This window comes from Acidovorax sp. SUPP1855, from assembly GCF_030158955.1.
Taxonomy (GTDB): Bacteria; Pseudomonadota; Gammaproteobacteria; order Burkholderiales; family Burkholderiaceae_C; genus Paracidovorax.
In genome coordinates, this window is the sequence record NZ_BQXI01000017.1 from 97045 (window position 1) to 109422 (window position 12378).

The following is a 12378-nucleotide window of genomic DNA, read 5'->3' on the forward strand; positions in this document are numbered from 1 at the left end:
GGTCCGTTGATGGTGGGCTCATCCCATGCAACAAAGCAAGGCATATGCCACTCAACCTTTTGCCTTGAAAGCGCTTGCCCAGCCTTGAAAACCAGCACCCGGCGCTATCCTTCAATGCATGGCATGTCGCTCAACCGGTAGAGATTGCCGCAATTCCTGCCGGTTTCAGACAGAGGTGCGCTCCATGGCCCGGTTCTTACCGGCATTGACTGGCACGCGGCATGCTGCGGCACTGGCACCCGGCAACACCATCACGAGCGGAACGCCCCTGCCTCACCATGAACAACACCTCCACACCCATCCCGACTACAGCGCCTCGCCTATCCGCCGAAGTCCCCGGCGGGCATGGCGCAGGTGGGCAGCCTCCCCCTGCAGCAGCCCCTGCTGCGGTGCCGCAGTGGCTTTCCATGGCTGGTGTGGGGCACGAATTGCGCACCCCGCTGGGCGCCCTGTCCGCAGCGCTGGAGGTGATTGCGCTCGCCCCCCATCCGATGCCCATCCAGAGCGAAGCATGCGCGGTGGCCGCGCGGCAGACGCGGCATCTGTCATCACTGCTGGAAGATCTGCAGGACGTGCTGGCAGCGCGCGAAGGTCGCATGGAATTGCGGCGCGTGGCACTGGACTTCTCGGAGCTGGCGCGGCAGGCCTGGGAGGCACTGGTGAACTCCAACGGGGGCTATGACTGCACCCAGCAGATCGCTCCAGGCCTGCGGGTCATGGCCGATCCCCGCCTGATGCGCCGGGTGATCGATCAGCTTCTTTGCCGAGCGTGCAAAGCGGGAGCGCCGGGAATGCGCATGGACCTGACCGTGTCCACGCAAGGGGGCGAGGTGCGCGTGGAAGCTCACGGCCTGCCCAGAGACGACATGGGGCGGCCCTCGGGAACTGCATGCCCGCTGAATCTGCATGTGCGCATTGGTGTGCCCGCTACCTTAGCAGACCTTCTTGCCGACCACGTCATTCAATTGCATGGGGGGCGCATCGCTCCGTTGGCCGACGAAGAGGGGCGCTATCTTGCCCTGCCTTGCCTTGCAGAGGCGCCGCCACCGCCTGCCAGACTGCGGCGCCCGAAAGTGCTGATCGCGCTGCACGACGGGCAAGACCGCCAAGCGGCAGGGCAAACCCTGGAGCGGCAGGGATACCTCGTGCTGGAAGGCACAGCGATGCAGCCAGCGCTGGACCTGTTGCTGCAGAACGTGCCGGATCTGGTGCTGGCAAGCGCCCAGCCGGCTGCAGCGGCACGCCATCTCGCAACCGCAGCCCGAGAAGCAGGCTACGCCGGGTGCATGGTGGCCGTGGCACCTGCCATGCACTCCGAGCAAGAGGCACTGGACACAGCCGGCGCACGGCGCGCAGGTTTCGACGCATGGGCAGCGTGGGCCGACTGGCCCCAAGTAGTGACGGATATGTTGGAATCCCGAAGCGACTGACCGCTGTACGTTCGTTTACACCAGCAACCACAATCGCCGCAAATAATTCCTCTTTTTCAAATTCTTACTCGGGGAGACTTTGCATGGCCCATGCCCTGGTAGTTGAAGACGATGCCGACTCCGCGCGCATGCTGGCGAGCTTATTGCACACTGGCGGATTCACGGCAGCCACAGCCTCTTCGCTCCGGGATGCGCGCCGCCAGATCGCCCTGCAGCGCCCCGATATCGTGCTGCTCGACCTGCAGTTGCCAGACGGCAATGGCCTTTCACTGTGCGAGGAGGCCGAGTTGCTCTCCTATTCGGAAGTGGTGCTGATCACCGGCCACGCCAGCCTGGACACCTCGATCCAGGCCCTTCGCCTGGGCGCCGCGGACTACCTCATCAAGCCGGTGGACACGCGGCGGCTCAATGCCGTGCTGTCCCGTGCACGCTCTCCCTCCACCCTGCTGGCCGAGATCCAGGACATGCGCCTGCAGTGGGAATCGACCGGCCGCTTCGGCCACCTGCTGGGCCGGTCGTCCATCATGCGCGAGGTGTACGAGCAGATCGCCTGCGTGGCCGGCACGTCGGTTTCGGTGTTCGTGACAGGAGAGAGCGGCTCCGGCAAGGAATTGGTTGCCCGCTCCCTCCATGACCTCAGTCGGCGGCGCGATGGGCCTTTTCTGGCGGTGAACTGCGGCGCGATCTCGCCCCAGCTGATCGAGAGCGAAGTCTTCGGCCACGAGCGGGGCAGCTTCACGGGGGCGGACCGGCAGCACCTGGGGTTTTTCGAGCGCGCCAATGGCGGCACCCTCTTCCTGGACGAAATCACCGAGATGCCGCTGGAGCTGCAGGTCAAGCTCTTGCGGGTGCTGGAGACCGGCACCTTCATGCGCGTCGGGTCCACCGAAGCGCGGCACACCGATGTGCGCATCGTGGCCGCCAGCAATCGCGAACTGGCCCAGGCCGTGGTCGATGGCGCGTTGCGGGAAGACCTGCTTTACCGCCTCAACGTGTTCCCCCTTCACCTGCCGCCCCTGCGGGACCGGCTGGAAGACCTGCCCCTTCTGGCACAGCATTTCCTGGACGACATCGCAGCACGTGAGGGGGGCCGAAAGACGCTGACCACTGCCGCCCTGGATCGCTTGGCGGAGTACCGATGGCCCGGCAATGTGCGCGAATTGCGCAACGTGCTGCAGCGCGCTTTCGTGATGACGCAGGAAGGGCCGGTCACCGAGCGCTGGCTGCCCCGCGACCTCGTGCCGTCGCAGCCGCAGCTTCCAATCCAGCCGCTTGCACCGCAGCAGCCGGAGGTGGCACTGCCGACCAACGGCGCTGCCACCCCCACCGAACTGCGCCTGCCGCTGGGCAGTTCCCTGGCGGAAGTAGAGCGGGCGCTGATCCTGGCCACCTTCGCCCACTGCGGGCAACGGCGCGAGCAGACTGCCGCCATGCTGGGCATCAGCATGAAGACGCTGTACAACCGGCTGAAGGAATACGGCGCCAGCGCTTGACCAGGCGCACAGTGGCGCTGTCGCGGCCCCGTGCAATCGCAGGCACGGCTCTTCACGCGGGCCCCGGGCCTGCGGAGGTGCGCCGACGCGGTTCGTTGCCAAGGCCCTGAATCCTGAACCCGCCACGTGCCAGGCACACTGGGCGTGCACGCCATTGCCCGCTCCGGCAGTCCGCCCCCGTCCTCCAGCGCAGTGCCTCCCGTCCCATCGCCGGAAACGCCCCACCCGGACACGGCTCCGAACGGGCCCCATGCATGCTTTCCGCCATCGCCTGCCAGACCACGCCTTCGACCGCCAAGGCCCACGATCAATAATCGGTATTCATTAGAAAGACGCCAACATGGATGACTCGCTGACCACCCCCGACGAAGCCGAAGAGCATGTGGGAGAGGCGCTGGACAGCGTGGCGCCGGCGCGGGCCTATCACATGCTGCCGTTGATCGGCCTGGGGGGTTCGGCGGGCAGCATCTCGGCCCTGCAGACCTTTCTGCAGTCCATGCCCGAAGACCCCGGGCTGGCTTTCGTAGTGATCCTGCACCTATCGCCCGACCACGACAGCGAGCTGGCCGATATCCTGCAGCGCTCCACCTCCCTGCGGGTGCTGCAGGTGCGCGAGACCTGCAAGGTCCAGGTCAACACCGTCTACGTCATCCCGCCGGGCAAGGTCCTGCGCACCTATGACGGCTTTCTGCAGTTGGCCGACCTGCCGAGCCCGCGCCATGGCCATGTGACCGTGGACCTGTTCTTTCGCATGCTGGCAGACACCCATGGGCCGCATGCCACGGCCATCGTGCTGTCGGGCATGGATGGCGACGGTGCTATCGGCATCAAGCGCATCAAGGAGCGCGGCGGTCTCACCATCGCCCAGGACCCGGACGAGGCGGAGCACAGCAGCATGCCCCGCTCGGCGCTGGCCACCGGCATGGTGGACTGGACGCTGCCCGCGGCGGCCATGCCCGGCCGGCTGCTGGAGTACTACCGGCTCGAGCACCGCCTGAAGCTGCCTTCGGAGAAGGGACCCCCGCCCATGGAAAACCCGATTCCCCATGGCATGGCCACGGAAGCAGCCCTGCGCGACGTGCTGATCTTCCTGCGAACGCGGACCGGACGGGACTTCGCCTACTACAAGCGGGCCACCATCCTGCGGCGCATCGGCCGTCGCATGCAGGTCAACGGCATCGCCGAGCTGCCGGGCTATCTGGATTGCCTGCGCACGCGGCCCGGCGAAGCCGGAGCGCTGCTGCAGGATCTGCTCATCAGCGTGACCAACTTTTTTCGCGACGGCGAATGCTTCAGTGTGCTGGAGGCGCACATCGGGGCGCTGTTTGCCGGCAAGGGGCCAGGGGATTCGCTGCGCGTTTGGGTAGCGGCCTGCGCCACGGGCGAGGAGGCCTACTCCATCGCCATCTTGCTCAGCGAATACGCCCGCAAGGTGGATGCGGCGCCGGTGATTCAGGTCTTCGCCAGCGACCTGGATGACGAGGCCATCGGCATCGCCCGCGAGGGGATCTATCCCACGACCATCGAGGCCGATGTGTCGGAAGAGCGGCTGCGCCGGTATTTCGTGAAGGAGCACCGCGGCTATCGGCTTCGCCGCGAAATTCGCGAAATGGTGCTGTTCGCGGTGCATGACGTGCTCAAGGATTCGCCGTTCTCGCGGCTCGACCTCGTCACCTGCCGCAACCTGCTGATCTACCTGAACCGCAACGCCCAGCACCGCGTGTTCGACACCTTCCATTTCTCGCTCAAGCCCCGCGGGCTGATGTTTCTGGGCTCGTCGGAATCCGTCGAAGACAACAGTCCCCTGTTTGCAGTGCTCGACAAGAAGCACCGCATCTACAGCCACCGCCCCGCCTCGCGCTCGGGTATGCCAGGGCATTCCGCGCCCGGCACCGTCTCGCTCGCCATGGAGGCGCAGCATGCCGCGCGGTCCGGCCCGGTGCTGGCCGGCCCGGCCTTTACCTCGACGCCCCCGGCCTCGCGCGATCTGCCGCCTCTCGAGGGCCGCAGCCACAACTGGGGCGAGCTGCATTTCCGGCTGCTGGAGAAGATCGCGCCGCCCTCCGTGCTGATCGATGCCGGCCACGACATCGTGCACCTGTCGCCCAATGCCGGCGAGTTTCTGCGCTTTCAGGGCGGCGAGCCCAGCCGCAACCTGCTGCGCGCCATCCACGAGGACCTGCGCATCGAGGTGCGCGCTGCGCTCTACCAGGCAGCGCAGCGCAAGATGGCCGTGGAGACCCCGCCTTTGGCCTTCACCCATGCCGGCGGCGAAATGGTGCTGGTGGTCCGCATCGTCCCGTTCCACGAGGCGCCGGGTTTTCATCTGGTGATCATTCAGCCCGCGTCGGCGCTGCAACCGCTGCTGCCCATGCCGGTGCGCCCCATGGCGGTCTCCGAGCCCCTGGCGCAGCACCTGGAGCAAGAGCTTGAGCGCATGAAACTGCACCTGCGCGACACGGTCGAGCAGTACGAGGTCTCCACCGAGGAACTCAAAGCGAGCAACGAAGAATTGCAGGCCATGAACGAAGAGCTGCGCTCGGCCACCGAGGAACTCGAAACCAGCCGCGAAGAACTGCAGTCGATCAACGAAGAGCTGACCACCGTCAACCACGAGCTCAAGAGCAAGGTCGATGAACTCGGCCACTCCAACAGCGACATGCACAACCTGATGGACGCCACCGCGATCGCGACGGTGTTCCTGGACCGCGATCTGTGCATCACCCGCTTCACGCCCTCGGCGATCACGCTGTTCAAGCTGATTCCCACCGACATCGGACGCCCGCTGTCCGACCTGGCGACCCACCTCGACTACCCGGAAATGACCTCCGATGCCCGCCGCGTGCTGGAGCGGCTGGTGCCGATGGAGCGCGAGGTCGGCAAGGGCGGCGGCCAGTGGTTCCTGGTCAGGGCCCTGCCCTACCGCACGCTGGACGACCGCATTGCCGGGGTGGTGCTCACCTTCGTGGACATCACCGAGCGCAAACACAGCCAGGAGGCCTTGCGTGTCTCGCAGGACCGATTCAGCCTCATCGTCAGCCAGGCGACGGCCGGGGTGATGGAAGTGTCGCTGGACGGGCGCATCGAATTCACCAACCGCAGCTACCGCGAGCTGCTGGGCTACTCCGAGGCCGAAATCGTGGGCATGTCGATGCTCGATCTCGTCCACCCCGACGACCGGGCCGAGAGCGCGCGGCTGTTCGACAAGCTCGCCCGCCACGGCGAGCCCTTCCAGGTCGAAAAGCGCTGCATGCGCAAGGACGGCTCGGTGATCTGGACCTTCAACAACGTGAGCCGACTGTCGAACGTGCAAGGCCGAGCCGACGCCGCGCTGGTGATGTGCACCGACGTGACGGAGCGCAAACGGGCGGAAGAAGCCCTCAGCCGCAGCGAGGAGCAACTGCGGCTCATCGTGGAGAACGCGGTCGAGTTCGCCATCTTCTCCACCGATCCGCAGATGCGCGTGACCCGCTGGAACGTGGGCGCCGAGCGCCTGCTCGGCTACCCCGAGGCCGAGGTGCTCGGACAGCCCGCCGACATCATCTTCACCGACGAAGACCGTGCCCTGGGCGCGCCGCAGATCGAGGTGCGCCAGGCGCTGACCGATGGCCGCGCCATGGACGACCGCCTGCACCGCCGCAAGGATGGCACCACCTTCTGGGCCAGCGGGGTGTTGATGCCGATGCTGGACGATGGCGCCGTGGTCGGCTTCGTCAAGATCCTGCGCGACCAGAGCCGTGCCCGCCAGGCCCAGGAAGACCTGGAGACCAGCCGGGCCGAACTGGTCGAGGCCCTGCGGCAGAAAGAAGCCGCGCACTCTGCGCTGGAAGCCGCCGACGCCGCCAAGGACCGGTTCCTGGCCGTGCTGTCGCACGAGCTGCGCAACCCCCTCGCCTCCATCCGCAATGCCGCCGAAGCGCTGCAGTCGGGGCAGTTGAACGACCGGGAGCGGGCCCAGTCGTCCAACATCCTGGACCGGCAATCCGCCGCCATGAAGACGCTGCTGGACGACCTGCTGGACGTCTCTCGCCTGCGGCTGGGACGCCTGACCCTGCACCGCCGCCGCATCCTGCTGTCCGAGGTGGTGGACATGGCCATCGAAACCACGAAGCCCGCCATCGAAGCCGGCGCGCACCGGCTGGAGGTGGTGCTGCCGCACACGCCGGTGGTGCTCGATGCGGACCCGGTGCGGCTCAGCCAGGTGCTGTCCAACCTGTTGGCCAACGCCGCCAAATACACCCCGCAGGGCGGGCACATCGGGATACGGGCCCACGTGGACCAGCGCACCGCCGTGATCGCCGTGACGGACAACGGCATCGGCATGGAAGCGGGCAACATCCACAGCATGTTCGGCATGTTCGTGCAGGAAACTTCCGACCTGCCCGGCGCACGGGGTCTGGGCATTGGGCTGGCGCTCGTGCGCAGCATCGTGGAACTGCACGGCGGCCTGGTGGAGGGCAGCAGCTCGGGCCCCGGCCAGGGCAGCACCTTCACCGTGCGTCTGCCGCTGGCGCAGGCCGAGCCCCTCGCCCCTCTGCCGGAGCCCGAGCCGCCCGCCCCGCTGCGCAAACTGTCCACCACGGCGCCCAAGGTGCTGGTGGCCGACGACAACGCCGATGCGGCCTGGAGCATCGCCACCCTGCTGCAGATCTCCGGCTGCGAGGTGAGCACCTGTTCCGACGGCCCCGCAGCGCTTGAGGCTGCCCGCCAGGCCATGCCGGACGTGGCCGTGCTCGACATCGGCATGCCAGGCATGAGCGGGCACGAGGTGGCACGCCAGATGCGTACCCTGCCGGGCGGTGAGGACGTGCAACTGATCGCGCTGACCGGCTGGGGCCAGGAGGCGGACCGCAACGCAGCCGCCGAGGCAGGTTTCGACGCCCACATGGTCAAGCCCGTGGAGGTCCAGAAACTCGTGGCGCTCATCGAGGCCCGCCAGCGAGGCAAGGCATCGCACTGAGCCCTCAACCATTTGCTATATTTTTTATAGCACAATGCCCTAGTACTTATTGCGGCAGAGGCCTTTTTGATCCATGGTGCTTGGGCGGCATCCGAAATGAATGAGGGGTGGGCCGCTCTGCCGGACCGTGCCCCCCCCGCGCGCTCCCATCCCCTATCGGGCAACGCGCAGCGGCATGCCGGCCCCCTCCGACAACCGCGCCTGACCGCTTGGCCGCTTGGCCGCTTGGCCGCTTGGCCGCCCAATGGTCCTTTTGCGGACTGGCGACGTCCGCGCCGCGCCGCCCCCGCCCCCGCCCAACCACCACCCATCCTTGAGGAGCGAATGCACATGAGCGAAAGACCCAGCCAATCACAGATTCTGGAATCCCTGTCGGTGGTGCGCGAGTTCGATGTGGAGGCCGAGCTGGAGCGCCGTGTCGATTTCCTGGCCCAGTACCTTGCCCGCACCGGGCGACGGACCTACGTGCTCGGGATCAGCGGCGGCGTGGATTCGCTCGTCGCCGGCTGCCTGGCGCAGCGGGCCGTGGCCCGCCGGCGAGCCTCCGGAGAAAGCGCCCGTTTCATCGCCATGCGGCTGCCGTATGGCCAGCAGCGGGACGAGGCCGAGGCCGCCAGGTGCCTCGACTTCATGGCGCCGGATGAGGTGCGCACCGTCGACATCCGCGCATCGGTCGATGCCATGCAGCAGGCGCTGATCGCTGCCGGCGTGGACCTGGGCGATGCCGCGTCGCAAGACTTCCTGGTCGGCAACATCAAGGCGCGGGCCCGCATGGTGGCGCAATACGCGGTGGCCGGCGCCACGGCCGGGCTGGTCATCGGCACCGATCACGCCGCCGAAGCGCTGATGGGATTTTTCACCAAGCATGGCGATGGAGCGGCCGACGTGCTCCCTCTGGCGGGCCTGAACAAGCGCCGCGTGCGCGCGGTGGGCTTCGCGTTGGGCGCGCCCCGCGATCTGGTGATGAAAGTGCCCACGGCCGATCTGGAAACGCTGGCACCGCAGCGGCCCGACGAAGACGCATTCGGGGTGAGCTACGAAGCCATCGACGATTTTCTGGAAGGCCTGCCCATCGACCGCGAAGCTGAGCGGATCATCGTGAAAACCTACCTCGCCAGCGCCCACAAGCGCCACGCCGCCGTGGCGCCGGCCATCGCTCGGCCTGGGCTCTAGACAGGCTTTACTTCCCCAGACAGCGGCCGTTCGCTACCGAGGGAACAGAAAAAACCGCTGCAAAAGTTACCGCGCGGCACCTCGCAAGCAATTGCTCTCCTGCCACAGAGCCTGCCGGTGGCGATGGCTGAATGCACTGCCAAGCGTCACCGGCACTGGCGCGGGTGGCTCGAGCCATGGGCCTCACAGGGTGCATGGCGTGTTCCGCGGAGTCTCCACCAGCAACGCGGGACAGCGCAGATGCAGGGGATCTGCTCGCCCACACCACCGCTCTGCAATGCCATCGGCCCGGGCCCGCTCCTGCGGCACACCGCTTGCCCTGACCCCATCGACGCCGCATGGCGTCGCCTGTCGGTGAACCCGCTGGCTCAACCCCACAAGGAGCATTCATGTTTTCTCATAACAAGCGGCTGCAGTACACCGTACGAATCAGCGAAACCAATCCCGGCCTCGCCAACCTGCTGCTGGAGCAGTTCGGCGGACCCCAGGGCGAACTCGCCGCAGCCTGCCGCTATTTCACCCAGGCACTGGGCGAGGACGACCCCGGCCGCAAGGACATGCTCTTCGACATCGCCACCGAGGAACTGAGCCATCTGGAGATCATCGGCACCATCGTGGGCATGCTCAACAAGGGCGCCAAGGGCCGGCTGGCGGAAGGCGTTGAAAAGGAAGGCGACCTCTACCGCTCCATCACCGGCGCAGGGAACGACAGCCACCTCACCCAGGTGCTGTACGGGGGTGGCCCGGCGTTGATCAATTCGGCAGGCGTGCCCTGGACCGCTGCCTACATCGACACCATCGGCGAGCCCACCGCCGACCTGCGGTCGAACATCGCAGCCGAATCCCGCGCGAAGATCGTGTACGAACGCCTCATCAATCTCACGGACGACCCGGGCGTGAAGGACGCGCTGACTTTCCTCATGACGCGCGAGATCGCCCACCAGAAGTCGTTTGAAAAAGCGCTCTATGCCATCGAACCGAACTTCCCTCCCGGCAAGCTGCCAGGCGATCCGCGCTTCACCAGCGTGTACTTTCGCACCTCGCAGGGAGAGCCCGAAGTGCGGGGCGCATGGAACGAAGGGGACCGCTGGAACGTCGTTCCCCTGCCCCAGGGCGCGGAAGCGGTGGATGGCGGCGATGGCCTGGCGACCGTGACCCTGAACGAGCTGGAAGCGCCCGCCGTGGAGCAGATGGCTGAACGCACGGCATCGCAGCCCGACATCGATCCCACCACGGGTGCCGAACTGGGCATGGGAGAGGATCTGGACCCTGTGGGTGATGCGGGCGGTTTGCGCAACGTACCGAAAACGCTCGAAGACTAATGCGCCTGAGCGCGTTCCCGCGGCCTTGGTGATGTCCCGATGAGGTACTTTCCGCAGCCCGGGGGCAAGCCCCGGGTGGTTTTTGGTTCGCACGCGCAGTCAATGGCATCCTGCAGCGCAAAAGCCATCGCGCCGATCATCAAGTTAGCGTGATGGTGCACGGTGGCGGTCATGACCGCGCACGTGCTCCGATCGCCATCTATGCGTTTTCTCAACGGCTGCGTTGACCTCGGCGCGCCACGGCACAGCCCACGGCAAGACCCGCCGCGAAAGTCGCACAGATCGTTGCCATGGACCGCTGGGAGCGGTCATCGCCAAGGCGTGGAGTGCCATCGGCAGGTTCGACCCAACGACCCACCGTGCCGGTAGTGCCCACCTCATGGCGCCCCCACCATGCGAGCACCACTGTCGATGCGAAGCTGGCCAAAGTCCCTGCCATCAGCCCCACGCTCATCACGGAGCGTGCCGTTGCCTCCTGCCCTTTCTGAGCATGCGGCAGGGATTGCAAATCCAATGGCGGTAGAACGTGAACCTGAGTCACAGCGATCGACAACGGATCGCTGGCAGGAAACGACTCCTCGATCCCATGGTCGAGAGCCGGCTCCGTGTGTGCCGGATCGGCTGCCGCTCTCAACGCCGGAGCAGTGCCTTCGGGCGCAGGAGAAGGATGGCTTTCAGACGTCGGGAAGGGAAAGGCATCAGGGCTGCGGGTGTTCATGAGAGATTTCCTTCCAGAGACCACGGCGGGATGAATGAAGGGGCGGCGGAGCACGGAGGGCCGTCCGGCTAGCCATTTCGAAGGGGGTCTGATGGCTTGCCGGAGTCCGCAGCAACATCGCGCCCTCTTCCCCCTCCTTTTGCGATGCAGGCCGTTTCTGCGGCATGCGCTGCATTGCGGGATCTGTTTCGACCAATGCCGGGCTGGGATGATCGGGGTCCTTGCGCGGCTTGCCGTCCGGGGAATCGACCTGATTCACCATGGCTTCACCTCCGACATGTCGATAACCGCAACTTGGCAGGACTGCGTTCCTGTAGCAATGCGCGTCATGGCAGGTGCCGCGTTGGCGGTGTTTGAAATACCGGCTGGTCTGGTGGTTTGCATGAATTTCTTTTCCCAGGAGGAATCAGTTTGCGAACCACCGTTCGGCGCAGGTGTAGGACTGCAGCGCTCATGCCGCAGTGGCGCTACAGGCCGCGATGCCGAGGAAAAACCGGTTTTAGATGCAAGGCCCTGGAGTCGATGCGGGCCATGGTGGCCACCGCCACATTCGATGATGAAGCGTGTCGGGCAACGGCAGGAATCGGCAAGTCCGACTCGCGGGCGATTTCGGCGCGACGGGCGCAACACTCCGCGAAGCGCTCGGGCAAGAAAAAACCGCCACAGCCTGACGTTGTCAGAGTGTGGCGGTGTTTTGAGTGGTGGAGCTGGCGGGAGCCAATTTTTTACACTTTGAAGTGTTTCCCCTGCCAAAAACTCCTATGTTTTCAAGGGCTTAGACGCCTACTACAAAGCTCCACTACGTTCGGAGAGTCCAAAGGAAGGTGGCAGTGTGCCCCCAAAGTGTACCCCGTAGTGTCCCCGTAAGCAGGGGCACAGCATGCAGAACTTGCGGACGTGGGTTCAAGGCAGTCGATGGAAGCGAAGCGTTCAAAGCGGGTACTATTGAACACAATCGGATACTACTAAGAGCAGCAAAGTCCTGCCGTAAAAATTCATCACCTGCCAGAGGGAATTCCAGAAAAATGAGAACTAGCCAGACTCAAATCATACGAATCGGCGGATTTTTACTCTCGCTTTTCGCACTTGCTTCGGGAGTACATGCCGCGAGCTTTGATTGCCAAAAAGCAAAGTCCATAAACGAACGTCTAATTTGGGAGCCTCTCACAACCCCATGTTTGACGAATCCGAACAGGAATGAGTGGGCGCCAGCAGCCGTTTGAGCGTGATGAGGCCCAGCAGCGGTCTGCGCCTGGGTGCATGAGGGGCCTTGCAGGCCCGG

Annotated in this window: 9 protein-coding genes; 5 read left to right on the top strand and 4 right to left on the bottom strand. The window is 65.5% G+C overall.

What is annotated here, in order from left to right; all coding sequences use genetic code 11:
* Positions 1–278 precede the first annotated feature (278 nt).
* The 5 genes from AVMA1855_RS15975 (at position 279) to AVMA1855_RS15995 (ending at position 10378) form a co-directional block, all read left to right on the top strand.
* Positions 279–1430 carry a sensor histidine kinase gene (locus AVMA1855_RS15975; RefSeq protein ID WP_284426461.1) on the top strand — a complete coding sequence of 384 codons (1152 nt, stop codon included), beginning with the start codon at positions 279–281 and terminating at the stop codon, positions 1428–1430.
* Between the two features lie 83 nt (positions 1431–1513).
* The gene (locus AVMA1855_RS15980) at positions 1514–2923 is read left to right on the top strand and encodes a sigma-54-dependent transcriptional regulator (protein WP_284426462.1); all 1410 of its coding nucleotides are present in this window, start codon (positions 1514–1516) and stop codon (positions 2921–2923) included.
* A gap of 340 nt (positions 2924–3263) precedes the next feature.
* Positions 3264–7883 carry a PAS domain S-box protein gene (locus AVMA1855_RS15985; RefSeq protein WP_284426463.1) on the top strand — a complete coding sequence of 1540 codons (4620 nt, stop codon included), beginning with the start codon at positions 3264–3266 and terminating at the stop codon, positions 7881–7883.
* A 324-nt stretch (positions 7884–8207) separates the two neighbouring features.
* Positions 8208–9056 carry an NAD(+) synthase gene (gene nadE / locus AVMA1855_RS15990; protein ID WP_284426464.1) on the top strand — a complete coding sequence of 283 codons (849 nt, stop codon included), beginning with the start codon at positions 8208–8210 and terminating at the stop codon, positions 9054–9056.
* Positions 9057–9445: 389 nt separating this feature from the next.
* Positions 9446–10378: a manganese catalase family protein gene (locus AVMA1855_RS15995; RefSeq protein ID WP_284412686.1), complete on the top strand. Its 933-nt coding sequence runs from the start codon at positions 9446–9448 to the stop codon at positions 10376–10378.
* Between the two features lie 211 nt (positions 10379–10589).
* Here AVMA1855_RS15995 and AVMA1855_RS16000 read toward each other — a convergent pair whose 3' ends face one another.
* The 4 genes from AVMA1855_RS16000 to AVMA1855_RS16015 all read right to left on the bottom strand — a co-directional run.
* Positions 10590–11096, bottom strand: coding sequence for a hypothetical protein (locus AVMA1855_RS16000; protein WP_284426465.1), 507 nt, complete (start codon positions 11094–11096; stop codon positions 10590–10592).
* Positions 11077–11358, bottom strand: a complete 282-nt coding sequence (locus AVMA1855_RS16005) for a hypothetical protein (protein WP_284426466.1) — start codon at positions 11356–11358, stop codon at positions 11077–11079. Before AVMA1855_RS16005 ends, AVMA1855_RS16000 begins: the two co-directional genes overlap by 20 nt.
* Positions 11352–11480, bottom strand: coding sequence for a hypothetical protein (locus AVMA1855_RS16010; protein WP_284426467.1), 129 nt, complete (start codon positions 11478–11480; stop codon positions 11352–11354). The genes AVMA1855_RS16005 and AVMA1855_RS16010 overlap by 7 nt, the downstream gene beginning before the upstream one ends.
* Before the next feature lie 658 nt (positions 11481–12138).
* On the bottom strand, positions 12139–12378 hold a 240-nt coding region (locus AVMA1855_RS16015; protein ID WP_284426468.1), incomplete at its 5' end, for a hypothetical protein.